Source organism: Agrococcus sp. TF02-05 (assembly GCF_017565345.1).
Lineage (GTDB): Bacteria > Actinomycetota > Actinomycetes > Actinomycetales > Microbacteriaceae > Agrococcus > Agrococcus pavilionensis.
The window spans coordinates 169416-193021 of the sequence record NZ_JAGEKO010000008.1 but is presented as its reverse complement, the minus strand read 5'-3'; the positions used below and the strand labels follow the sequence as shown (position 1 = coordinate 193021).

Genomic DNA, 23606 nt, shown 5'->3' with positions numbered 1-23606 from the left:
CGAACCGCTGCTCGCGCCCGCCGTGCGGCCCGCGCCGACTCTGCTCGCGGCCGTGGGCGGCACCGCGCTCGCGGCGGCCGCGCCGCTCGTGCCGACGCTCGACGTCGCTGCCGTGCTCGTCGTCGCCGCCGGCGCGCAGCTGCTCGCGCTCGGCGCAGCCGTGAGCGCGCGGCCCGAGCCGACGGCCGCCGAGCCGGCACCGGAGCCGGCGGGCGCCGCCAGGGCGCCGGTCTCGCTGCCGCTCGCGGCGCGCGTGCTCGCGCTCGCGCTGCTCGCGGCGGCCGGCGCGGGCGTGATCGCGGCGCTCCGTCCCGCGCTCTCGGCGATCGGCGCCGACGACCCGGAGCCGGCCGCGCCCATCGCGCTCACCCTCGCGCTCGGCGCGATCCTCGGCCCGCCGCTCGCGCGGCTCGCCGAGCGGCTCCCGCGCCGCCGCGCGGCCGCCGTCGTCGCGACCCTCGGCGGCATCGCGGCGCTCGCGGCGCCGATCGCGCGGCCGGGGGCCCTCGATCTCGCCGCCGCGACGCTCCTCGGGATCGCGCTCGCCGCATCCGTCGCCCTCGTCGAGCTCGCGCGCCGCGCGCACGTGCGCCTCGCGCCCGCGACCCCGGCGCTGCTCGCGCTCGCGGCGGCGGCCGGTGCGGCCCTCGCCGCGCTGCTGCTCGGCCCCGTGCCCGTGGCCGACGTCGTGCTCGGCGCCGCGATCGCGTGCCTCGTCGCGAGCCTCGGGGCATGGGCGCCCGAGCGCGGCGCCGCCGCGGAGCCGCTCAGCTGAGCTGCGTCTGCTCCACCCAGCGGAGGTACTCGTCGGTCACCGAGCCGGTGACGTAGTCGCCCGTGAAGCACGACATCTCGAGGCCCTCGATGCTCGAGCCGTCGAGGATCGCCCGCTGCAGGTCGTCGACCTCCTGGTAGACGAGGAAGTCGCTGCCGAGCGCCTCGTTCACCTGCGGGATCGAGCGGCCGGAGGCGATGAGCTCGCTGCGCGAGGGCATGTTGATGCCGTAGACGTGCGGGTAGCGCACGGGCGGGGCGGCCGAGGTGAAGGTGACGGTGTTCGTGCCGACCGAGCGCATCATCTCGACGATCTCGCGGCTCGTCGTGCCGCGCACGATCGAGTCGTCGACGACGAGCACGTTCTTGCCGCGGAACTCGCTCTCGAGCGCGTTGAGCTTCTGCTTGACCGACTTCTTGCGCTCCTGCTGGCCGGGCATGATGAAGGTGCGGCCGACGTAGCGGTTCTTGTAGAAGCCCTCGCGGTACTCGATGCCGAGCCGGCGGGCGACCTCCATCGCGGCGGGGCGCGACGAGTCGGGGATCGGCATGACGACGTCGATCGCCCCCGAGGGCGTGTACTGCGCGATGGTGTCGGCGAGCCGCTCGCCCATGCGGAGCCGCGACTCGTAGACGTTGACGCCGTTCATGACCGAGTCGGGACGGGCGAGGTAGACGTACTCGAACGCGCACGGCAGCAGCACCGGCGAGTCGTGCGTCATCGCCGAGGCGAGCTCGCCGTCGGGCGTGATGAAGATCGCCTCGCCGGGCGCGACGTCGCGCTCGACCTGGAAGCCCGAGCCGGTCAGCGCCACCGACTCGCTCGCGACCATCCACTCGGTGCGGCCGCGCTCGCTCGTGCGGCGGCCGAGCACGAGCGGGCGGATGCCGAAGGGGTCGCGGAAGGCGAGCAGCCCGTGCCCGGCGATGAGCGCGATGACGCCGTAGGAGCCCTGGATGCGCTCGTGCGTGCGGCGCACGGCGGTGAAGAGGCGGTCGGCGTCGAGCTCGCCGCCGCCGACGAGCGACTGCAGCTCGCTGCCGAGCACGTTGACGAGCATCTCGGTGTCGCTGCCGGTGTTGACGTGCCGGTGGTCGACGGTCGCGAGCTCGCGCTCGAGCTCGCGGGAGTTCGTGAGGTTGCCGTTGTGCACGAGCACGATGCCGTAGGGCGCGTTGACGTAGAAGGGCTGCGCCTCGAGCTCGTTCGCGGCCTCGCCGCGAGTGGCGTAGCGCACGTGGCCGAGGCCGTAGTCGCCGAGCAGCGAGCGCATGTCGCGGGTGCGGAACGCCTCGCGCACCTGGCCCTTGGCCTTCTTCAGGTGAATCGAGCGGCCCTCGGCGGTCGCGATGCCGGTCGAGTCCTGCCCGCGGTGCTGGAGGAGCGCGAGAGCGTCGTACACCTGCTGGTTGACGCTCGAGTCGGAGACGATGCCGACGATGCCGCACACAGGCGAGCTCCTTCTGTCGCGGGATTGACACCCAAGCCTACCGAGCGCCGCGCGCCGGCTCCGGATCGGGCGGATGCGCTCGGCGAGCACCCAAGCGACGTCCAGGCTGCGGCGGCACAGTGAGGGACATGAGCTTCGACACCGAATCCATCAAGAACCTGCCAGAGCAGACCCAGGAGTGGCCCGGTTGGACAGACAAGCTCCAGCCCGTGCCCGACCACGGCGAGACGAGCTACGTCGGGCGCGGCCGGCTCGAGGGCAAGCGCGCCCTCGTCACCGGCGGTGACTCCGGCATCGGCCGAGCGACCGCGATCGCCTTCGCGAAGGAGGGCGCCGACGTCGCGATCGCCTACCTCCCGCAGGAGCAGGAGGACGCCGAGGAGACGGGTCGTCAGATCGAGGCGGCCGGTCGCAAGGCGGTGCTGATCGCGACCGATCAGCGCACCGAGCAGGCGAACCTCGACCTCGCGCAGCGGGCGGTCGACGAGCTCGGCGGGCTCGACATCCTCGTCAACAACGCCGGCTACCAGATGGCGCAGGAGTCGCTCGCCGACATCACCGACGAGCAGCTGCGGCAGACGTTCGAGACGAACATCTTCGCGATGTTCAACCTCACGCGCGCGGTGCTGCCGCACCTCGGCGAGGGCGCGAGCATCATCAACTGCTCGTCCATCCAGGCCTTCGACCCGTCCGAGACCCTGCTCGACTACGCGTCGACGAAGGCGGCGATCAACAACTTCACCGTGAACCTCGCCGCGCAGGTCGGGGAGAGGGGCATCCGCGTCAACGCGGTCGCGCCCGGCCCGATCTGGACGCCGCTGCAGCCGTCGACGAAGCCCTCGGTCAAGGACTTCGGCATGAACGCGCCGCTCGGCCGCCCGGGGCAGCCGATCGAGGTCGCGACCGCGTTCGTCTACCTCGCGAGCGACGAGGCGAGCTACGTCTCGGGCACGGTGCTCGGCGTCACGGGCGGCAAGCCGGTCTTCTGACGCCTCCCGCGAAACGGACCCCTTCCACCCAGCGGGGCCTGGTGCACCAGGTCCCGGGCGGTGGAGGGGGTCCCGTTCCGCGTCGAGCAGGAAGCGGTCAGGCGGCGACGCGCTCGCGCGCCGCGGTGAACGCCGCCACCGCGCGGTCGACGTCGGCGTCGGAGTGGGCGGCCGAGAGCTGCACCCGGATGCGCGCCTCACCGCGGGGCACGACGGGGAACGAGAACGCCGTGACGTAGACGCCCTCCTCGAGCATCGCATCCGCCATCTGGGCCGCGAGCCGCGCGTCGTGGAACATCACGGCGGTGATCGGGTGCTCGCCCGGCAGCAGCTCGAAGCCCGCCTGCTCCATGCCGACGCGGAAGCGCTCGGTGTTGCGCCGCAGCTGCTCGCGCAGCTCGCCCGCCCCCTCGACGAGGTCGAGCGCCTTGAGCGAGCCGGCGACGACCGACGGCGCGAGGGCGTTCGAGAAGAGGTAGGGGCGCGAGCGCTGGCGCAGCAGGTCGACGATCTCGGCGCGCGCCGCGATGTAGCCGCCGGAGGCGCCACCGAGCGCCTTGCCGAGCGTGCCCGAGATGATGTCGATGCGGTGCTGCACCCCGGCGAGCTCGGGCGTGCCGGCGCCCGTGGCGCCGGTGAAGCCGACCGCGTGCGAGTCGTCGACCATCACCATCGCGTCGTAGCGCTCGGCGAGGTCGCAGATCGCCTCGAGCGGCGCGAGGTAGCCGTCCATCGAGAAGACGCCGTCGGTGACGATGAGCCGGCGGCGCGCGCCCTGCGCGTCCTGGAGGTGCGCCTCGAGCTCGGCCATGTCGCGGTTCGCGTAGCGGTAGCGCTTCGCCTTCGAGAGCCGGATGCCGTCGATGATCGACGCGTGGTTGAGGGCGTCCGAGATCACCGCGTCGGAGGCGTCCAGCAGCGTCTCGAACAGGCCGCCGTTCGCGTCGAAGCACGAGGAGTAGAGGATGCACGCCTCCTGTCCGAGGAACGACGCGAGCCGCGATTCGAGCTCGAGGTGCTGGGTCTGGGTGCCGCAGATGAACCGCACCGAGGCCATCCCGAACCCCCACTCGTCGAGCGCGGCCTTCGCCGCCTCGACGATGCGCGGGTCATCGGCGAGCCCGAGGTAGTTGTTCGAGCAGAAGTTCAGCACCTCGGTGCCGTTCGCGACGACGCTCGCCGACTGCGGCGACGCGATCGCGCGCTCGCGCTTCGTGAGGCCCGCGGCCTCGATCTCGGCGAGCTCGTCGGCGATGGATGCACGGATGGAGTACACGGGTCACGCTCCCTGGGGGTCGGTGAAGTCGAGGATGACCTTGCCCGCCCCGCCGGAGCGGGCGCGCTCGAAGGCGGCCTCCCAGTCGGCGAAGGCGAAGCGGTCGGTGATGACGGGGGAGACGTCGAGGCCGGTCTGCGACATCGCGGCCATCGCGTACCAGGTCTCGAACATCTCGCGGCCGTAGATGCCCTGGATGGTGAGCATGTGCGAGACGACCTTCGCGAAGTCGACCGCGATCGGCTGCGAGGGTAGGCCGAGCATCGCGATGCGACCGCCGAAGTTGAGGTTCTCGATGATGCCGACGAGGGCGGTCGGCGAGCCCGACATCTCGAGCGCGACGTCGAAGCCCTCCTGCATGCCGAGCTCGCGCTGCACCTCGGCGATCGACGCCTCACGCGGGTTGAGGGCGCGGAAGCCGAGCGAGCGGGCGAGCTCGAGCCGGGGCTCGGCGATGTCGGTGATGACGATGTGGCGGGCGCCCGCGTGCCGGACGACCATCGCCGCCATGAGCCCGATCGGGCCGGCACCGGTGACGAGCACGTCCTCGCCGATCACCGGGAACTTCAGCGCGGTGTGCACGGCGTTGCCGAACGGGTCGTAGATGCCGAAGACGTCGAGCTGGTCGGCGGTCGCGGTCGCGGCGGTGACGCCCGGGTGCACCCAGACGTTCGACGCGGGCAGCACGACGAGCTCGGCGAAGCAGCCGTCGCGCTGCACGCCGAGGTTGGAGGTGCGGATGCACAGGTGCCGGCGCCCGGCGCGGCAGTTGCGGCAGTGCCCGCACACGACATGCCCTTCGCCGCTCATGAGCTGCCCGACCGCGAAGTCGGTCACGCCCTCGCCGACCTCGACGATCTCGCCGCAGAACTCGTGCCCCACGGTGAGGCCGGGCGTGACCGCGGACTGCGCCCACGCATCCCACGAGTCGATGTGCAGGTCGGTGCCGCAGATGCCGGCGCGGAGCACGCGCACCTTCACGTGGCCCGGTGGGGTCTCGGGCTCGGGCAGCTCGGTGAGCTCGAGCCCCGGTCTGCCTCGGGTCACGAGTGCGCGCATGGGTGTCTCCGTCGACGTGGTGGGTGTGCCGCGCCCATCCTGCCACCCGCGCGCGCGGGCGGGGCCCGATCGCGCTCCGGTGGGCCAAGTACGCTGGTCGCATGACCGATCCGTATGCGTCCGCCGGCGTCGACACCGAGGCGGGCGACCGCGCGGTCGAGCTCATGAAGGCGGCCGTCGCGCGCACGCACGGCGCGGGCGTGCTCGGCGGCGTCGGCGGCTTCGCCGGGCTCTTCGACCTCTCGGCGGCCGGCTCGTACGCCAAGCCGCTGCTCGCGACCTCGACCGACGGCGTCGGCACGAAGCTCGCGCTCGCGCAGGCGATCGACAAGCACGACACGATCGGGCAGGACCTCGTCGGCATGGTCGTCGACGACATCGTGGTGGTCGGCGCGAAGCCGCTGTTCATGACCGACTACATCGCGTGCGGGCGCGTCGTGCCCGAGCGCATCGCCGACATCGTGCGCGGCATCGCCGAGGCGTGCGAGGCGACCGGCACGGCGCTCGTCGGCGGCGAGACGGCCGAGCACCCCGGCGTCATGGCTCCCGACGACTACGACATCGCGGGTGCCGCGGTCGGGATCGTCGAGGCGGATGCGGTGCTCGGCGCCGAGCGCGTCGGCGCGGGCGACGTCGTGGTCGGCATGGCCTCCTCCGGGCTGCACTCGAACGGCTTCAGCCTCGTGCGCCACGTGCTCGCCGAGCGCGGCCTCGCGCTCACCGACCGCGTCGACGAGCTCGGGGGCGTCGCAGCCGAGGCGCTCCTGGAGCCCACCCGGCTCTACACGCTGCCCCTCCTCGGGATGCTCGAGCAGGGGCTCGGCGTCCGGGCGATCTCGCACGTGACGGGCGGCGGCATCGCCGCGAACCTCGCGCGCGTGCTGCCGCGCGGCCTCGCGGTCGAGGTCGACCGCGCCGCGTGGGACGTGCCGGCCGTCTTCGGCGCGCTCGCCGGCCTGGGCGGCTTCTCGCTCGAGGACGCCGAGGGCACCTGGAACCTGGGCCTCGGCATGCTCGTGGTCGTCGACGCCGCGGACGCCGACCGCGTGATCGCCGCGAGCCGCGACGCCGGCATCCCGGCATCGACCGTCGGCCGCGTCGCGGAAGCGCCCGCAGACCTCGCCGCGTGGGTGCAGGGCGCGAAGGGCGTCGACGGCGGGGCCGTGCGGCTCGCCGGCGCCTTCCGCTGACGCGCACACCCGCTGCGCGCCGCACGTCCAGCCGATCTTGAGGCACGCCGCGTACCGTTTCGTCGAATCGACGCATCAGCGTGTGCTCGGAACCAGGGGAGGTGGCGACGTGTCCGAAGGCTCCGACCGCTTCCGGCCCCCGCAGGACGCTTCGCCGGAGAGCCGACAGGACGGCTCGTCGACGTCCGAGCAGTCGCCGCCCGCGCCTCCCTTCGCCGCCGGCGAGCGCCGACGCAGCGCGGCGCCGCAGCCCGACATGGGCCCGCCCGCCACGCCGACCATGGGTCAGCGGGGGCCCGAGTGGCAGCAGCCGGCATACATCGCGCCGAACGTCGCGCAGCGCTACTCCACCCCGCTGCACCACGACGGCGACGCGCAGCTCATCCACCCCGCAGCAGCGCAGGTGGCGAACTACACGCCCTACGGCGTGCCCGTCTACCGCGCCCCGGTCTACCCGAACGCGCAGGTGCCGCAGCGCGGCCTCTCGATCACGGCGATGGTGCTCGGCATCGCGTCGGCCGTGATCGCGTGGGCACTCGTCGTGGTGCCCATCATCGGCCTCGTCTTCGGGTTCATCGCGCTCCGGCGCGAGCCGGCCGGCCGCGCGATGGCGATCACGGGACTCATCACCTCCGGCGTCGGCCTGCTGTGGGTGCTGCTGTTCTACCTGTTGCCGCTGCTGGGCGTGCTCGGCGTGCTCTTCATGGGGATCGGCGCCTCGCCCTGACGCGCGGCCCTAGGCTGGTGGGTCGAGCAAGCGCTCGCCCGCACACCCACCGAGCACCGAGGACCTCCGCATGACGTACACGCCCCCCGAGCAGCCCGCCCAGCCGAGCTACGAGCCCACCGGCCAGGGCGCCTACCAGCCGGCCGCGACGACCGGCTACCAGGCATACGACGCCGGCCAGGCGTACGGGGCGGTGCCGTCCTACGCCTACGCCGCGCCCACCTCGACCGAGCGCAAGCTCTCGGTCTGGGGTCTCATCCTCGGCATCTCGAGCATCGTCATCCCGCTGTTCGTGAACGCGATCGCGGGCGCGATCCTCTCGGGCATCGGCATCGCGAAGGAGCCCGCGGGCAAGGTGATGGCCATCTGGGGCCTCGTGACCTCGATCCTCGGCTTCATCTGGGCCTTCATCTTCTGGCCCATCGCGATCACCGTCTTCTTCGCCGCGATCTTCGCGTCGCAGTACGGCTACTGAGCGCGGCACTCGGGTGTGGGGTGCGCGGGCTGCGCGCTCCACACGCGAGCGGAGCCGGGGCTAGCGCCGCCGACGGCTGACGCCGAAGAGGTAGACGGCGTCGAGCACGCCGAGCGTGTTCGTCACGAGCAGCGTCGCGAACCACGGCTTGCTGCCATCCTGCGCCGCGCGCCAGAGCGACGCGCCCTTCCAGGCAAGCCCCCACAGGGCGGCGGCCGCGATGCCGGCCCGCACCCCGGGGCGCTCGAGCGCCGCGAGCGCCTCCGCCTCGTTCCGCTTCGTCCCCATCGCTCGTCCTCCCGCTCCCCGGCCGGCGTCGCCGGTCAGCACTCGATGAAGGCCACCGCGAGACCGCCGAGCGCGGTCTCCTTGTACTTGTCGCTCATGTCGGCGCCCGTGCGGCGCATGGTCTCGACGGCCGTGTCGAGGCTCACGTAGTGCGTGCCGTCGCCCTGCTTCGCCATGCGCGCGGCGTTGATCGCCTTGACGCTCGCCATCGCGTTGCGCTCGATGCACGGGATCTGCACGAGCCCCTTGATCGGGTCGCACGTGAGGCCGAGGTTGTGCTCGATGCCGATCTCGGCCGCGTTCTCGATCTGCGCGGGCGTCGCGCCCAGCACGGCGGCGAAGCCCGCGGCCGCCATCGCGCACGCCGAGCCGACCTCGCCCTGGCAGCCGACCTCGGCGCCCGAGATCGACGCGTTCGACTTGATGATGATGCCGATCGCGCCCGCGACGAGCAGGAACCGCACCTGCCACGACACCTCGTCGTCGACGCAGTTCGCGAACCGGTCGGCGTAGTGCATGACCGCGGGGATGATGCCGGCCGCGCCGTTCGTCGGCGCCGTCACGACCCGCGACCCGGCCGCGTTCTCCTCGTTGACCGCGAGCGCGTAGAGGTTCACCCACTCCATGCCCTCGAGCAGGTCGGGGCGGCCCGCCTTCGGGGCGGCGTCGCGCTCGAGCAGCTTCGCGTGCCAGTCGCGCGCGCGGCGCTTCACGTCGAGCCCGCCCGGCAGGACGCCGTCGGTCTCGATGCCGTGCGCGACGCACTCCTGCATGACCTGCCAGATGCGCTCGAGCTGCGCGATCGTCTCCTCGCGCGGCCGCCACGCCTCCTCGTTCGCGAGCATGAGCTCGTGCACCGAGAGGCCCGTGCGCTCGCAGAGCTCGACGAGCTCGTCGCCGTGGCTGAAGGGGTAGGGCACCGGGTGGTGCTGCGTCGCGGGCGCCGGCACGGGCGAGAGCACATCGCCCTCGTCGTGGCGCATGACGAAGCCGCCGCCGATCGAGTAGTAGCCCGCGGTCGCGACCGTGGCGTCGGATGCGTCGTAGGCGGTGATGCGGAGGGCGTTCGGGTGCTCGCGGCGCACCGTGAGCGGCCGGAAGACGAACACCTTCGACTCGTCGAAGGGCACGGACAGGCGGCCGCCGAGGAGGAGCTCGCCGCTCGAGCGGATGTCGTCGAGCGTCGCGGCGATCTGTGGCGTCTCGACGGTGTCGGGAGCGAGCCCGGCGAGGCCGAGCATGACTGCGGTGTCGGTGCCGTGGCCCGAGCCGGTCGCGCCGAGCGAGCCGAGCAGGTCGACGCGCAGCCGCACGATCTCGTCGAAGCGGCCCGACGCATCCGCTTGCGCGACGAAGTCGAGCGCGGCCCGCATGGGCCCGATCGTGTGCGACGACGAGGGACCGATGCCGATCTTGAACATGTCGAGCACCGAGAGCGACTCGAAGACGGGAGCCGTGGCCGTCGCGTGGCTCCCGACCTCGACCGGCTCCTGCAGCTTGGCGTTGGTGATGGCGTGCGACGTCACAATCGGCTCCTTCGCGTCATGGACTCCAGAGCCGCGGGCGCGGCCGGGATGCTGGTGACCGCGTCAGGCGCTGCGCCCCTGCTGACGCCCGTCGACGTAGTCGTCGTCGGTCTCGGGGGCGTAGTCGGCGTAGTCGGCCCACTTGTCGACGAGCTCGTCGTCGGCGGGGGCTCCCCCCAGCTCCTGCTGGAGCACGGAGTAGTTGACGTTCGGGCTGAATGACTTCAGCTCACGTGCCAGCTTCGTGTGCTTGGCCTTCTGACGACCACGACCCATGCTGGACCCCCCTTGCGGACGGCGCCGGCCGAGAGCCGACGAACGATGTGAGAACTGCCTTGCTAAGTCCAACCTCCATCGTAGCATCGCGCCCGCCTGTCGCCGTCTGGGCGGATGCGGGTGGGGATAGGGTGCCCCGGCTCACGCCGGGAGCGCTGGGACGAGCAGCGCACCCGCCAGCAGGCCAGCCGCAGCGGCGATCGCGCCGCCCACGACCGTCACGGCGATCGTCGCCGCGGCCGCGCCGCTGCGACGTCGCTCGAGCTGCTCGACCGCGTGGAGCGCGAACGCCGAATAGGTCGAGAGGCCGCCGCAGAACCCGGTGACGAGGATCGCGCGCCACGCGTCGTCGAGCACGAGCAGTCCCGTGAGCGCGCCCGCGAGCAGGCTCGCGACGAGGTTGACGACGATCGTCGAGCGCACGGGCCGCCGATGCGGCAGCGCGCCGGCCAGGAAGCGCACGACCGCGCCGAGCGCGCCCGCCACGGCGATGCCGAGCAGCTCGAGCGGGCTCACGCGGCCCGCCGCCGCACGAGCCGCCGACCGATCGCGAGCCCCGCCCAAGCCGAGGCCAGGCCGGCGAGCAGCATGCCGAGCGCGATCGCGATGCCCGGCAGCGACGGCACGATCGTCGAGAGGCCGTGCGCCGCCGCGGTCGCGGAGACGCTCGCGACGGCGATCGCGCTGAAGGTCGTGAAGCCGCCGAGCGCGCCTGCGCCGATGCCGTGCCGCAACCAGTCCGGCGCATCGGCGAGCGCGGCGGTCGCGATGCCGAGCAGCAGGCTGCCGAGCGCGTTGACGAGCAGCAGCGCCCAACCGCCGGGCACGGCGGCCTCGAGCAGCGCTCGCGCGCCGGTGCCGAGCGCGCCGCCGAGCGCGACGGCGACGATCGAGGGCACCAGGCGCATGCCGCAACGCTAGACCGGGAGCGCCCCGCAGCCCGCTTGACATTGACGCAGCGTCAACCCCTAGCGTCGTGAGCATGGAGTGGTCGATCCAGCGCATCGCGAAGCTCGCCGGCGTCTCGAGCCGCACCCTGCGGCACTACGACGCTGTCGGCATCCTCGCTCCCGCCCGCACCGATGCGAGCGGGATGCGCTGGTACGACGAGGCATCGCTCGCCAGGCTGCAGCGCATCCTGCTGCTGCGCGGGCTGGGCGTCGGCATCCCGGCGATCGCCGAGAGTCTGCAGCGCGCCTCCGACGAGGAGGCGCTGCGCAGCCACCTCGCCGACCTCGGTCGCGAGGCCGACCGCATCCGCAGGCAGATCCGCGCCGTCGAGCAGACGCTGCGGGCACGAGAGGGAGGAGCCGCCATGACGGCAGAGGGAGCGCTCGACGGGTTCGATCAGAGCCAGTACGAGCAGGAGGTCACCGAGCGGTGGGGCCGGAAGGCCTGGGAGGACTCGCAGTCCTGGTGGAAGGGCATGTCGGAGGACGACAAGCGCCGCTTCGGCCAGGAGCACCTCGACATCGCCGCGGGCTATGCCGCGGCGCGAGCGGCCGGCACGCCGGTGGACGCCGACGAGGTGCAGGCGCTCGTCGAGCGTCACTACGCGTGGGTCGGCGCCGGTTGGCAGACGGCATCCCCGCCGCTCGAGGCGTTCGCCGGCCTCGGCGACATGTACGTCGCCGACGAGCGGTTCGCCGCCAACTACGGCGGCACCGAGGGCGCTGCCTACGTGCGCGACGCGATGCGCCGGTTCGTCGAGCGACGGAAGGCATAGCGGCAGCCGTGCGCGGGGAGGGTCGATCCATAGCCGGAGCGACCCTCCCCACAGCCCCGGGATGACAGGATCGACGGGTGCACCTGCTCTCGCTCGCCAGCCTCAAGAACAGGGCGCTCGTCGCGCTCGCGACGATCTGCATCGCCATCTTCGGCGGCGTCGCGCTCGCGAACCTCAAGACCGAGCTGACGCCCGAGCTCGAGCTGCCCGCCGTCGTGGTCTCGACCACGGTCACCGGCGCGAGCCCCGAGATCATGAGCGAGGACGTCACGGGGCCGATCGAGCAGGCGATCCAGTCGGTGCCGGGGCTCGAGGGCACGAGCGGCACGTCCTCGACGTCGCTGAGCGTCGTCTTCGCCGAGTTCACCTACGGCACCAACATCCCCACGGCCGAGCAGCGCGTGCAGCAGGCCGTCAACCGCATCCTGAGCCAGCTGCCCGACACCGCCGAGCCGACCGTGCTCACCGGCTCGATCGCCGACTTCCCCGTGCTGCGCATCGCGGTCTCGGGGCCGGGGGAGCAGTCGGCGCTCGTCGACCGCATCGAGACGATCGCGGTCCCGCAGCTCGAGCGCACCGACGGCGTGCGCGCCGTGCAGCTGCAGGGCGCGCCCGGTCAGCGCATCACGATCGCTCCCGACGACGCGGCGCTCGCGGCCGCGGGCCTCAGCCGCGTCGACGTCTCCGACGCGATCGACGAGCACGGGCAGCTGCTGCCCGGCGGCACGGTCGACGACGGCGAGCAGACGCTCAGCGTGCAGATCGGCGCTCGGCTCGGCTCGGTCGACGACGTCGCGGGCCTGCCGCTCACCGGGGACATCGCGATCGGCGACGTCGCCGACGTCTCGCTCGACACCGACCCCGTCTCCTCGGTCGCGATCGTCGACGGCGAGCCCGCGATCATCCTCTCGATCACGAAGACGCAAGCGGCCAACACCGTCGACGTCTCGCACGCCGTGCAGGACCTGCTGCCGACGCTCCAGGCCGAGCTCGGCGAGGGCGTCACCTTCACGACGGTGCTCGACCAGGCGCCCTACATCGAGCAGTCGATCGAGGCGCTCGCGGTCGAGGGCATGCTCGGCCTCGCCTTCGCGGTGCTCGTCATCCTCATCTTCCTCTGGTCGGTGCGGTCGACGATCGTCACCGCGGTGTCGATCCCGGTCTCGGTGCTCATGACCTTCATCGGCATGTGGGGCGCCGGGTACTCGCTCAACGTGCTGACCCTCGGCGCGCTCACGCTCTCGATCGGCCGCGTCGTCGACGACTCGATCGTCGTGATCGAGAACATCAAGCGCCACATGGGCTTCGAGCCGTCGCGCTCGAAGGCGATCCTGGATGCGGTGCGCGAGGTCGCGGGCGCGATCACCGCGTCGACGCTGACGACCGTCATCGTCTTCCTGCCGCTCGCCTTCGTGAGCGACATCACGGGCGAGCTCTTCCGGCCCTTCGCGCTCACCGTGACGATCGCGCTCGCCTCCTCGCTCGTGATCGCACTCACGATCGTGCCCGTGCTCGCCTACTGGCTGCTCAAGCGGCCGAAGGAGGTCGTCGAGGCGGAGGAGGCCGCGGCGCGCGCCGCCGCGGCGAGCGAGGCGATCGCGCGCCCGACGCGACGCTCGCTGCTCGGCCGGCGCAGCGCATCCGCCCCCGTCGCCGTCGCCGAAGCGACCCCCGAGCCGCAGCCCATCGCCGAGCGGCCCGACCGGCTGCGACGCGGCTACCGCCCCATCCTGCTCGCGACCCTGCGGCGCCCGTGGCTCGTGCTCGGCGGCGCGGTCGTCGTGCTCGCCGCGAGCGTCGCCGCGCTGCCGCTGCTCGCGACGAACTTCCTCGGCGACGACGGCCAGACGACCGTCAACGTCACCCAGCAGCTCGAGCCCGGTGCCTCGCTCGACGCGCAGCTCGCCGCGGCGGAGTCGCTCTCGGACGAGCTGCAGGGCCTCGACGGCGTCGAGACCGTCTCGGCGACCGTCTCGAGCACCGCGAACCAGTTCGCGGGCTTCACGGGCGGCGGGGTCGGCGGCGGCGCGGTGAGCTACGGCGTCATCGCGGCCGACGGCACCGACATGGAGGCGCTCCGCGAGCAGATCCTCGAGCTCGGCGACGACGCCGAGGGCGAGGTCACGGTCGGCTCGTCCGGCGGATTCGCGGGCGGCGACATCGAGATCGAGGTGCAGGCGCCCACGACCGACGTGCTCGAGCCCGCCACCGCATCCGTCGTCGACGCCGTCTCGGGCCTCGAGGGCGTCTCGCAGGTGACCGACTCGCTCGAGGGTGCGCAGCCGCTCGTGCAGGTCGCGGTCGACCGTGAGCTCGCCGCGAGCCTCGGGCTCAGCGAGGCGGCCGTCTCGGGCCTCGTCGCGCAGGCCATGCAGCCGACGCCGATCGGCGAGATCCAGCTCGAGGGCTCCCTCGTGCGCATCTGGATGGACGCGATCGCGCCCGCCGCGACCCTCGACGAGCTGCGCGAGCTGCAGCTGCCGACCCCGAACGGGGCGCTGCCGCTCGCCGACGTCGCCGAGGTGACGCAGATCGAGGGGCCGGTGTCGATCTCGACGAGCGACGGCGCCCGCACCGCGACCGTCACCGTCACGCCGAACGCGGCCGACGTCGGCGGGGTGTCGACGGGCGTGGCCGACGCGCTCGCCGAGCTCGAGCTCGCCGACGGCGCGAGCGCCGCCGTGGGCGGCGTCGCGACGCAGATCACGGATGCGTTCACGCAGCTCGGGATCGCGGCGCTCATCGCCGTGCTGCTCGTCTACGTCATCATGGTCGCGACCTTCAAGAGCCTGCTGCAGCCGTTCCTGCTGCTCGTCTCGGTGCCCTTCGCGGCGAGCGGCGCGATCGCGATGCAGCTCATCACCGGCGTGCCGCTCGGCGTCGCCTCGATGGTGGGCGTGCTCATGCTCGTCGGCATTGTGGTGACGAACGCGATCGTGCTCATCGACCTCGTCAACCAGTACCGCGACCGCGGCCGACCGGTGCGCGAGGCGATCGTCGAGGGCGCGGAGCGCAGGCTCCGCCCGATCCTCATGACCGCGGCGGCGACGATCTTCGCGCTCGTGCCGATGGCGGCGGGCCTGACGGGCGAGGGCGGCTTCATCTCGCAGCCGCTCGCGATCGTGGTGATCGGCGGGCTCATCTCGTCGACGCTGCTGACGCTCGTCGTGCTGCCCGTGCTCTACCTCGTCGTCGAGGGCGCGATCGAGCGCCGCCGGGTGCGCGCCGGCAGCGGCACGCGCGCCGAGCGGCGCGGCGAGCTCGCAGCGGCCAGCAGGCGCTGACCGCGCTCACAGCGGATGCGCGGGGTCGCGCTGGCAAGATGAGTGCGGCTCGCAGTCTGATCGTGGGCCGCGGTCGCGACGGGACGAGGGAGGATGCCGTGCCCAGCTTCCTCATCGTGCACTCCGCCGTCGCGGATGGCCGCATCGACGCCTTCCTGCATCCGCCCGTGCTCGACATCGGCGGCCTGCGCGCGCCGCTCGACTGGGGCGACATCACCATGCACGTGCCGGCGGGCGACCTCCCGGTGACGATCTCCGTCACGCGCGCCGACGGCGTGATCGAGGGCGCGCGCATCACCGTCCGCACCCCGGCGGGCACGGGGACGCGCCTGACCTTCGTGCCGCCGGCCCAGCCGGGAGCCCACGCGCAGCTGCGCATCGAGGGGCAGTGGCCCGCCGACTCGTCGATGCACTACTACGCGGCGCGTGATGGGCGCGTGCTCTTGAGCGTGGCGCCTCGCGCCGCGACGCCGTCCACGCCGGTCGCGCCTGCGCCGAGCAGCGCGAGCGGCTTCCACCCGCCGACCTCCTCGTCGCCGCCCGTCGGGCCCGCCCCCGGCTCGACCGGATCGGTGCCGGCGCAGCCGACCCACTTCGGCCAGGAGCAGGGCGCGATCGTGCAGCCGACGGTCGCGAGCCACCAGTCGCCGGTCGCGCCGCAGCCCGCCGCGAGCCCGCCGCCGTCGTTCGGGCAGCGCCCGCCTGCCGAGCGCGACGTGTACGGCCGCGAGCTGCCCGACCGCGAGCCGCCGCCGATCCCGACGCCGGCCGACTTCGACCGGCTCGAGCGCGAGGCGCACGAGGCGCAGGTGCGGGCCTACGAGGCGTGGCAGGCCGAGCAGCGAGCGATGTCGGCGCCGGCCGGGCACGCGCCGCACGACGGTGCGCCGCAACCGGTGGGACTCGCACCGGTCGCGCCCGATCGGGTGCCGCCCGACTGGTACGCCGACCCCTTCCACCGCGCTGACGCCCGCTGGTTCGACGGCCGCCAGTGGACGTCGTCGGTCATGCGCGGCGGCGTCCGCGCCCACGACCAGCTGGGCTGACCCGCGAATCCCGCTCTGTCGCGCCGCGGCGCGGTGCCGTAGAGTGGGTCGGTCGGCTCGGGACAGGCGCGTGTGCGCCGCATGGAGTGTCACCGCGGCCGGAGATCCCGCGAGCACCCTCGCGGTCGACCAGATCCCCGCGATGAATGCGGCATGACCCGCGCGAGTGCGATCGATCGCTCGTGCGCAGAAGAGACGAGCAATGGCACAGAATTCCTCGCGCCCGCAGGGCGCACGCCGATCCGACGACCGTCCCTCCGGGCGCGCCGGTTCGCGCAGCCCCGGCCACCGCGGCCACCGCCCGGCCCAGGACGGCGACGCGCGGCCCAAGCGCCGCTGGACGAGCGACGACCGCGAGCAGCGCTCGCAGGGCGCATCCCGCCGCCCCAACTGGATCCCGCCGGAGGAGCGCAAGCGCGACGATCGCCGCGGTCCCGCCTTCCGCACCCGCGGGGGCGCGCAGGGCGGCCGCGACCGGCAGCGTGACGATCGCGTGCACCGCGGCGAGCGGCCGCGCGGGTTCGACCGCGCCCGCGACGAGCACCAGGGCCGAGGCCGGTTCGGCGCCGAGCGCGACGAGCGCCGCGGCGGCGAGCGCCGCTTCGACCGCGACGAGCGCCCGCAGCGCGGCTTCGGCGATCGCGACGAGCGTGGCGGCGACCGTCGCCGCTTCGATCGCGACGACCGTCCGCAGCGCGGCTACCGCGACCGCGATGAGCGCGGCGGTGAGCGTCGCTTCGACCGGGACGAGCGCCCGCGCCGCAGCTTCGACGACCGCGCCCCGCGCGGCGAGCGTCGCTTCGACCGCGACGAGCGCCCGCAGCAGCGCCGCTTCGACGACCGCGCTCCGCGCGGCGACCGTCGCTTCGACGACCGCGCCCCGCGCGGCGAGCGTCGCTTCGAGCGCGACGAGCGCCCGCAGCGCGGCTTCCGCGATCGCGACGAGCGCGGCGGCGACCGGCGCCCCGAGCGCGACGAGCGCCCGCGCCGCAGCTTCGACGATCGGCCGCAGCGTCGCGACAGCACCTACTACCCCTCGACTGAGGCGAAGCCCTTCGCGCCGAAGGAGGACGTCGTGCTCGACCGGCTCGACGCGACCGCGACCGTCGCGGCCGACGTCGAGGGCGTCTCGTTCGTCGACCTCGGCCTCGGCGCCGGGATCGCGGGAGCCCTCAAGTCGATGGGTGCCCCGTCGCCGTTCCCGATCCAGGCCGCGACGATCCCGGACGTCATCGCCGGCAAGGACGTGCTCGGCCGCGGCCGCACCGGCTCCGGCAAGACCATCGCGTTCGGCGCCCCGATCGTCGAGATGCTGCTGCGCAACCGCCCGGAGCGCCGCGAGCTCGGACGCCCGCCGCGCGCCCTCATCCTCGCGCCCACGCGCGAGCTCGCGCAGCAGATCAACCACACCGTCATGGGCCTCGGCCGTGCGGTCGGCATCTTCACGACCGTCATCGTGGGCGGGGTGAAGCAGGACAGCCAGGTCGAGTCGCTCCGCCGCGGCGTCGACATCCTCATCGGCACGCCCGGCCGCATCGAGGACCTCGTCGAGCAGCGCAAGCTCAACCTCGGGGCGGTCGAGATCGCGGTGGTCGACGAGGCCGACCACATGTGCGAGCTCGGCTTCCTCGAGCCGGTGCAGCGCATCCTCCGCCAGACCCGCCCCGGCAGCCAGAAGCTGCTGTTCTCGGCGACCCTCGACGCCGAGGTGCAGACGATCGTGCGCGAGTTCCTGCCCGAGCCGGCCGTCCACGAGGTCGCCGGCGAGGAGCAGTCGACCTCGACGATCGACCACCAGGTGCTCGTCGTCGACCGCTACGACAAGGACGCGGTGCTCGAGCAGATCGTCACCAACCCCGGCCGCATCATCGTCTTCACCCGCACGCGCGCCTACGCCGAGCGGCTCACCGAGCAGTTCTCCGACGCGGGCATCGCGGCGGTGAGCCTCCACGGCGACCTGACGCAGGCGAAGCGCAACCGCTCGCTCGAGAAGCTCAAGCGCGGCAAGGTCGACGTGCTCGTCGCGACCGACGTCGCCGCGCGCGGCATCCACATCGACGACGTCGCGCTCGTCGTGCAGGCCGACCCGCCGGACGAGTACAAGACCTACCTGCACCGCGCTGGCCGCACCGGCCGCGCCGGCAACGCGGGCCGGGTCGTGACGGTCATCGCCCCCGCTCGCCGCAAGCGCACGCAGCAGCTGCTCGACCGCGCCGAGATCGAGGCGCCGATGATCCCCGCGGTCCCCGGCGACGACCTGCTCGACACGCTCACCGCGGCACCGACCGCCGAGGCCGAGCCCGCCGCGGAGTAGTCGACCCGACGCATCCGCACGAGAGGCGGATGCGCGACCCGAGTGGCCCGGACCGGTGACGGTGCCGGGCCCTCGTCGACTGCGCTCCACCCGCTTCCGGCGTACGGTGGGGCCATGCGGATCGTCGTCGTAGGTGGATCGGGGAACGCGGGCTCGGCGATCGTGCGAGCCATCGGCCGACGGGGTGAGCTGCCGACGCCGATGTCGCGCTCGGGCAAGGCGATCGCGGGCGCGCCCGGCGTCAAGGCCGATGTCGTCACGGGCGAGGGCCTCGACTCGGCGCTCGCGGGAGCCGACGTCGTCGTCGACGCGCTCAACTCGCGCAACCCGCTCGACCTGCGCCCCTTCACGATCGGCACGCGCAACCTCGTGCAGGCCGCCGAGCGCGCCGGCGTCGGCCGCGTCGTGCTGCTGTCGATCCTCGGCGTCGAGCGCTCGCGCCTCGGCTACCACCGCCGCAAGCGGCAGCAGGAGCTCGCCTACCTCGAGTCGCCCCTTGAGGTGTCGGTCGTGCGCGCGGCGCAGTTCCACGAGTGGTCGGTCGACCAGTTCGAAGCCGGATCCGCGCTCGGCGCCATCCCGGTCGCGCTCGGCGGCCGGCTGCAGCCCGTCGCGGTGAGCGAGGTCGCGGCGCTCGTCGCGCAGGAGGCGCTCGAGCCGACCGGCAAGCGGTTCACCGAGATCGCGGGGCCCGAGGTGCGCATCTCGCGCGACCTCGCGAAGTCGTGGCAGCGCATCACCGGCGCGCGCGGCCTCATCGTCAACGGCCCGTTCCCGCCGTCGCTGCTCGACTACCTCCGCTCGGGTGCGAACCTCACCGAGCAGCACAAGGGCTCCATCACGTTCGAGGAGTGGCTCGAGCGCCGGCGCTGAGCCCACAGGGCCGGTGGCGCCCCGCGCGCCGTGTCGGTCGCCGCGCCTAGGCTGGACGGGCAGGGCCACGGAGGGGGATGCGTGACGGACGCGAGGCACGACGACTGGGTGCCGCCGAGCGACGACGACGCCCCCGAGGCGTGGGAGGCCTGGAGCGAGCCCGCCGACGCCTGGGTGCCGCCGAGCGACGCCGACGCGCCCGTGGGCGCGGTTCGCACCGCCGTCCGCCCCGCGACCCGCGCGCCGGGCATCGCCGCGACGGCGAAGGCGGCGACGCCGCTCGAGGCCCTCACGCGGGTGTGGGGCTACGACGCGTTCCGCGGCGAGCAGGCGCAGATCATCGACGAGGTCGTCGCCGGGCGCGATGCCGTCGTGCTCATGCCGACAGGCGGCGGCAAGAGCCTCTGCTACCAGATCCCCTCGCTCGTGCGCGAGGGCACGGGCGTCGTCATCAGCCCGCTCATCGCGCTCATGCACGACCAGGTCGACGCGCTCGAGCAGCTCGGCGTGCGCGCGGCCTACCTCAACTCGACGCAGAGCCCCGACGAGCGCCGCGACGTCGAGCGCCGCCTGCTCGCCGGTGAGCTCGACATGCTCTACCTCGCGCCCGAGCGGCTGCCCGTCGCACAGGCGCTGCTCGACGCCGCCCCGATCGCGCTCTTCGCGATCGACGAGGCGCACTGCGTGAGCCAGTGGGGGCACGACTTCCGGCCCGACTACCTGCAGCTCTCGGTGCTCGGCGAGCGCTGGCCCGAGGTGCCGCGCATCGCGCTCACCGCGACCGCGACGGTCGAGACCCGCGCCGAGATCGTCGAGCGGCTCGGGCTGCACGGCGCGAAGGTGTTCGTGTCGAGCTTCGACCGCCCCAACATCCAGTACCGCATCGCTCCGAAGCAGGACGCGAAGGCGCAGCTGCTGCGCATCATCCGCGACGAGCACCCCGGCGCCGCCGGCATCGTCTACTGCCTCTCGCGCAAGTCGGTCGAGTCGACCGCCGACTGGCTACGGGCGCAGGGCATCGACGCGCTCCCGTACCACGCGGGCCTCGACGCCGGCACGCGCGCCGCGAACCAGCAGCGGTTCCTGCGCGAGGACGGCGTCGTCATGGTCGCGACGATCGCGTTCGGCATGGGCATCGACAAGCCCGACGTGCGCTTCGTCGCCCACCTCGACCTGCCGAAGTCGGTCGAGGGCTACTACCAGGAGACCGGGCGCGCGGGCCGCGACGGCGAGCCGTCGACCGCGTGGCTCGCCTACGGCCTGCAGGACGTCGTCCAGCAGCGGCGGATGATCGCCGACGGCGAGGGCGACGCGCAGCGCAAGCGCAACCAGACGATGCACCTCGACGCGATGCTCGCGCTGTGCGAGACGGTCGAGTGCCGGCGCGTGCAGCTGCTCGCCTACTTCGGCGAGCCGAGCGAGCCGTGCGGCAACTGCGACACGTGCCTCACCCCGCCCGACTCCTACGACGGCACCGTCCCGGCGCAGAAGCTGCTCTCGACGATCGTGCGGCTGCAGCGCGAGCGCCGGCAGTCGTTCGGCGCGGGCCACCTCGTCGACATCCTCGTCGGCGCCGACACCGAGCGCATCCGCCGCTTCGGGCACGACCAGCTCGCGACGTACGGCATCGGCAGCGATCTGAGCGCCGTGCAGTGGCGCGGCGTCGTGCGGCAGCTGCTAGCGCAGGGCCTGCTCCAGCCGCAGGGCGAGTTCGGCGTGCTCGCGCTCACTGCAGGCTCGGCGGCCGTGCTCGCCGGCGAGCGCGAGGTGCGGCTCCGCCACGAGGTGAAGGCTCCGGCGAGGGCCGCGCGCCGCTCCGGGAGCACCGCGCAGCTCGACGATGCCGCGCAGTCGCTCTTCCAGGCGCTGCGCTCGTGGCGCGCCAGCACGGCGAAGGAGCAGGCGGTGCCCGCCTACGTCGTCTTCAACGACAAGACGCTCGCGGCGATCGCCGAGCGGCGCCCGCGCACGATGGTCGAGCTGTCGACCATCTCGGGAGTCGGCGAGTCGAAGCTCGAGCGCTACGGCGCGGCGGTGCTCGAGGTGCTGGCCGAGGCATGAGCGAGCGCGTGCGGCTCGACGTCTGGATCTGGGCGGTGCGGCTCGTCAAGACTCGCGCGGCTGCGACCGAGGCGTGCCGCGGCGGTCATGTGAAGCTCAACGGCAACGCGGCGAAGGCGGCGCAACCCGTGCGCGTCGGTGACGAGGTGCGCGTGCGCATCCACGGCTTCGACCGCATCGTGATCGTCAAGCAGCTGCTCGCGAAGCGCGTCAGCGCGCCGCTCGCCGCCGACGCGATCGAGGACCGCTCGCCGCCGCGTCCGAGCGCGATCGACGCGGCGCAGGTGCCGTTCCGGCCGCGCGGCGCTGGGCGCCCCTCGAGCCGCGAGCGGCGCGAGATCGACCGGCTGCGCGGCCGCGCCGACTGATCGGTCGACTACCAGAGCCCGGGCTGGTCGTCCATGAGGCCACCCAGCACGGACACGAAAAGCGTCACCCCGCAGCAGAGCGCGACGAGTCCGCTCAGGAGCGCGAGCCAGCCGCCGCGCTTCGGCGTCGAACCGGTGCCGCGGATGCTCATCGCGATGCCGACGAGCGCGAGCACGACGGCCGCGACGACGACGGCCAGGACGACCGCGAAGCCTGCGGGCACGACCGGTCAGCCGCCCGTCGTGAGGGCCGTGATCCACGAGATCGCGCCGAGGATGGCCGCGATCGCGCCGGCGACGATCAGCACGAGCGCGAGCACGCGGTTCTGGGAGCCGTGCTCCTGCTTCTCGCGGCGACGGCGCCCGCTCGTCAGCAGCAGGGTGCCGAGCACGAGGGAGCCGAGGCCCAGCGCCAGCACCCAGGTGGCGACTCCCTGCGACATTCCGAAGATGGCGTCCATGGCGCCGAGCCTAGGAGCGGATCCTGGACGATCGCCCGCGCGCCGTTCAGGCCATGAGCGGCAGCAGCGTCCACAGCAGCGAGGGGACGGCGATCGCGGTGCCGATGACGAGCAGCGTCACGCCGATCGCGAGCGGGGGGCGCGACGTGGAGTCGTCGCGCCGCCGGGAGCCGATCACGAGCAGCACGATCCCGCCGGCGATGAGCAGCAGCCCGAGCACGAGGCCGGCGACGCTGAACAGGCCGGAGAACATCATCGACATGCCGCGAGCCTAGCCAGGGGCCGCGCCGGGCGCGACCGCGCGGGTTAGCCTGGAGTACGTGCCTCAAACCGACATCTCTCCCGCCATCGCCCGCTCCTGGCTGCTCGTGCCCGCCTCCAAGCCCGAGCTCTTCCAGATCGCCCAGGAGAGCGAGGCGGACGCGATCATCATCGACATCGAGGACGCCGTCGCGGCGAAGGACAAGGCGCAGGCGCGCGCCGACACGGTCGAGTGGCTCTCGACGGGCCACCGTGCCTGGGTGCGCATCAACGACGCCGCGAGCGACTTCTGGAGCACCGACCTCGCCGAGCTCGAGCAGGCGCCGGGCCTCGAGGGCGTCATGCTCGCGAAGACGGAGTCGGCGAGCCACGTGAACGACACCGCCGACCGCCTGCCGGAGGGGATGCGCATCCTCGCGCTCGTCGAGACGGCGCGCGGCGTGCTCCACGTCGAGCAGATCGCGAACGCTCCTTCGACGTTCCGGCTCGCGTTCGGCACCGGCGACTTCAAGCGCGACACCGCGACGGGCGACGACCCCATCGCGCTCGCGTACGCGCGCTCGCAGCTCGTGATCGCGTCGCGCGCCGCTCGGCTGCCCGCCCCGATCGACGGACCGACGCTCTCGATGGACGGCCTCGACGCCGGCACGCGGCTCGCGAAGGAGATGGGCATGTCGGGCAAGCTCATGCTCACCCACGAGCAGGCCCCGATGGTCAACGCGGGCCTCGCGCCGAGCCCCGACGAGGTCGCGTGGGCGCACGGCTTCGTGCGCGCCTTCGAGGAGTCCGGCGGCAAGATCACCGACGGCAGCGACCTGCCGCGCCTCGCTCGCGCGCAGAAGATCCAGGCGCAGGCGCGCGACTTCGGCATCGAGATCGACGCGGCGAGCCTCGCCGAGCTGAACTACTGAGGCACAGCGAAGGGGGCGAGCGCACGCGCTCGCCCCCCTCGCATCCGGAAGACCTACTTGAAGGTGTCCTTGACGTCCTTGCCGGCGTCCTTGACGTGCTCGCCCGCCTGCTTGGCGTTGGCGCTCGCCTCGTCCTTGTGGCCCTCGGCCTCGAGGCGCTCGTTGTCCGTCGCGTCGCCGATGCCCTGCTTCGCCTTGCCGACTGCCTCCTGGGCAGCGTTCGAGATCTTGTCGTCGAGACCCATCTCAACCTCCTTGATCGTGGAGCGG

At 73.1% G+C, this 23606-nt stretch carries 24 protein-coding genes and 1 pseudogene; 13 read left to right on the top strand and 12 right to left on the bottom strand.

The genetic code is table 11. The annotated features are described in order from the left end of the window. Window positions 1-775 (top strand): annotated as a pseudogene (locus JQT67_RS09990) (hypothetical protein); the annotation flags it as partial. Here the strand turns inward: JQT67_RS09990 and purF are convergent. Continuing rightward, window positions 768-2225, bottom strand: coding sequence for an amidophosphoribosyltransferase (gene purF / locus JQT67_RS09985; protein WP_208064524.1), 1458 nt, complete (start codon window positions 2223-2225; stop codon window positions 768-770). The pseudogene JQT67_RS09990 and the gene purF sit on opposite strands and share 8 nt — an antisense overlap. Window positions 2226-2353: 128 nt before the next feature. On the opposite strand from purF, the gene JQT67_RS09980 reads away from it, so the two are divergent. After that, complete coding sequence (locus JQT67_RS09980) at window positions 2354-3214, top strand: SDR family oxidoreductase (protein WP_208064523.1); 861 nt, start codon at window positions 2354-2356, stop codon at window positions 3212-3214. 97 nt (window positions 3215-3311) lie between these two features. Here JQT67_RS09980 and JQT67_RS09975 read toward each other — a convergent pair whose 3' ends face one another. Both JQT67_RS09975 and tdh read right to left on the bottom strand, forming a co-directional pair. Then, a complete protein-coding gene (locus tag JQT67_RS09975; RefSeq protein WP_208064522.1) occupies window positions 3312-4490 on the bottom strand; it encodes a glycine C-acetyltransferase in 1179 nt (392 codons plus the stop codon). Between the two features lie 3 nt (window positions 4491-4493). Then, the gene (gene tdh, locus JQT67_RS09970) at window positions 4494-5549 is read right to left on the bottom strand and encodes an L-threonine 3-dehydrogenase (RefSeq protein ID WP_208064521.1); all 1056 of its coding nucleotides are present in this window, start codon (window positions 5547-5549) and stop codon (window positions 4494-4496) included. 101 nt (window positions 5550-5650) lie between these two features. Here tdh and purM point away from each other — a divergent pair, with 101 nt between their 5' ends. The 3 genes from purM (at window position 5651) to JQT67_RS09955 (ending at window position 7941) form a co-directional block, all read left to right on the top strand. Beyond that, complete coding sequence (gene purM / locus JQT67_RS09965) at window positions 5651-6739, top strand: phosphoribosylformylglycinamidine cyclo-ligase (RefSeq protein ID WP_208064520.1); 1089 nt, start codon at window positions 5651-5653, stop codon at window positions 6737-6739. A gap of 109 nt (window positions 6740-6848) precedes the next feature. Beyond that, window positions 6849-7466, top strand: a complete 618-nt coding sequence (locus JQT67_RS09960; RefSeq protein WP_208064519.1) for a DUF4190 domain-containing protein — start codon at window positions 6849-6851, stop codon at window positions 7464-7466. Between the two features lie 70 nt (window positions 7467-7536). Then, complete coding sequence (locus JQT67_RS09955) at window positions 7537-7941, top strand: hypothetical protein (protein WP_021010406.1); 405 nt, start codon at window positions 7537-7539, stop codon at window positions 7939-7941. A gap of 60 nt (window positions 7942-8001) precedes the next feature. Here JQT67_RS09955 and JQT67_RS09950 read toward each other — a convergent pair whose 3' ends face one another. The 5 genes from JQT67_RS09950 to JQT67_RS09930 all read right to left on the bottom strand — a co-directional run bounded on the left by JQT67_RS09950 (window position 8002) and on the right by JQT67_RS09930 (window position 10939). Further along, window positions 8002-8229 carry a DUF5652 family protein gene (locus JQT67_RS09950; RefSeq protein ID WP_021010407.1) on the bottom strand — a complete coding sequence of 76 codons (228 nt, stop codon included), beginning with the start codon at window positions 8227-8229 and terminating at the stop codon, window positions 8002-8004. Window positions 8230-8264: 35 nt separating this feature from the next. Further along, window positions 8265-9650 (bottom strand): L-serine ammonia-lyase, encoded by a 1386-nt coding sequence (locus JQT67_RS09945; RefSeq protein ID WP_208064538.1) that lies wholly within the window; start codon window positions 9648-9650, stop codon window positions 8265-8267. A 168-nt stretch (window positions 9651-9818) separates the two neighbouring features. Next, window positions 9819-10031, bottom strand: a complete 213-nt coding sequence (locus JQT67_RS09940) for a DUF3073 domain-containing protein (protein ID WP_021010409.1) — start codon at window positions 10029-10031, stop codon at window positions 9819-9821. A gap of 141 nt (window positions 10032-10172) precedes the next feature. After that, entirely contained in the window at window positions 10173-10547 is a 375-nt protein-coding gene (locus JQT67_RS09935; protein ID WP_208064518.1) for a CrcB family protein, read from the bottom strand. Next, complete coding sequence (locus JQT67_RS09930; RefSeq protein ID WP_021010411.1) at window positions 10544-10939, bottom strand: CrcB family protein; 396 nt, start codon at window positions 10937-10939, stop codon at window positions 10544-10546. Before JQT67_RS09930 ends, JQT67_RS09935 begins: the two co-directional genes overlap by 4 nt. Window positions 10940-11013: 74 nt before the next feature. Between JQT67_RS09930 and JQT67_RS09925 the strand changes: the two genes are divergently transcribed. The 7 genes from JQT67_RS09925 to JQT67_RS09895 all read left to right on the top strand — a co-directional run bounded on the left by JQT67_RS09925 (window position 11014) and on the right by JQT67_RS09895 (window position 21703). Further along, entirely contained in the window at window positions 11014-11757 is a 744-nt protein-coding gene (locus JQT67_RS09925; protein WP_021010412.1) for a MerR family transcriptional regulator, read from the top strand. A 77-nt stretch (window positions 11758-11834) separates the two neighbouring features. Beyond that, window positions 11835-15041: an efflux RND transporter permease subunit gene (locus JQT67_RS09920; RefSeq protein ID WP_208064517.1), complete on the top strand. Its 3207-nt coding sequence runs from the start codon at window positions 11835-11837 to the stop codon at window positions 15039-15041. 98 nt (window positions 15042-15139) lie between these two features. Then, window positions 15140-16087 carry a DUF2510 domain-containing protein gene (locus tag JQT67_RS13780; protein ID WP_208064516.1) on the top strand — a complete coding sequence of 316 codons (948 nt, stop codon included), beginning with the start codon at window positions 15140-15142 and terminating at the stop codon, window positions 16085-16087. Window positions 16088-16289: 202 nt separating this feature from the next. Further along, a complete protein-coding gene (locus JQT67_RS09910; RefSeq protein WP_208064515.1) occupies window positions 16290-18401 on the top strand; it encodes a DEAD/DEAH box helicase in 2112 nt (703 codons plus the stop codon). 114 nt (window positions 18402-18515) lie between these two features. Continuing rightward, entirely contained in the window at window positions 18516-19274 is a 759-nt protein-coding gene (locus JQT67_RS09905) for an SDR family oxidoreductase (RefSeq protein WP_208064514.1), read from the top strand. 81 nt (window positions 19275-19355) lie between these two features. Continuing rightward, window positions 19356-21335 carry a DNA helicase RecQ gene (recQ, locus tag JQT67_RS09900; RefSeq protein ID WP_208064513.1) on the top strand — a complete coding sequence of 660 codons (1980 nt, stop codon included), beginning with the start codon at window positions 19356-19358 and terminating at the stop codon, window positions 21333-21335. After that, complete coding sequence (locus JQT67_RS09895; RefSeq protein ID WP_208064512.1) at window positions 21332-21703, top strand: RNA-binding S4 domain-containing protein; 372 nt, start codon at window positions 21332-21334, stop codon at window positions 21701-21703. The genes recQ and JQT67_RS09895 overlap by 4 nt, the downstream gene beginning before the upstream one ends. An 8-nt stretch (window positions 21704-21711) precedes the next feature. On the opposite strand, the gene JQT67_RS09890 is transcribed toward JQT67_RS09895, so the two are convergent. Genes JQT67_RS09890 through JQT67_RS09880 form a run of 3 tightly spaced genes read right to left on the bottom strand, consistent with a single transcriptional unit; the run spans window position 21712 to window position 22426 of the window. After that, complete coding sequence (locus tag JQT67_RS09890; RefSeq protein ID WP_208064511.1) at window positions 21712-21927, bottom strand: hypothetical protein; 216 nt, start codon at window positions 21925-21927, stop codon at window positions 21712-21714. Between the two features lie 6 nt (window positions 21928-21933). Beyond that, a complete protein-coding gene (locus JQT67_RS09885) occupies window positions 21934-22164 on the bottom strand; it encodes a hypothetical protein (RefSeq protein WP_021010419.1) in 231 nt (76 codons plus the stop codon). 46 nt (window positions 22165-22210) lie between these two features. Then, window positions 22211-22426: a hypothetical protein gene (locus JQT67_RS09880; protein ID WP_208064510.1), complete on the bottom strand. Its 216-nt coding sequence runs from the start codon at window positions 22424-22426 to the stop codon at window positions 22211-22213. A 58-nt stretch (window positions 22427-22484) separates the two neighbouring features. Between JQT67_RS09880 and JQT67_RS09875 the strand changes: the two genes are divergently transcribed. Further along, window positions 22485-23336, top strand: coding sequence for a CoA ester lyase (locus tag JQT67_RS09875; RefSeq protein ID WP_021010421.1), 852 nt, complete (start codon window positions 22485-22487; stop codon window positions 23334-23336). 53 nt (window positions 23337-23389) lie between these two features. Here JQT67_RS09875 and JQT67_RS09870 read toward each other — a convergent pair whose 3' ends face one another. After that, a complete protein-coding gene (locus tag JQT67_RS09870) occupies window positions 23390-23581 on the bottom strand; it encodes a CsbD family protein (RefSeq protein WP_021010422.1) in 192 nt (63 codons plus the stop codon). Window positions 23582-23606 lie beyond the last annotated feature (25 nt).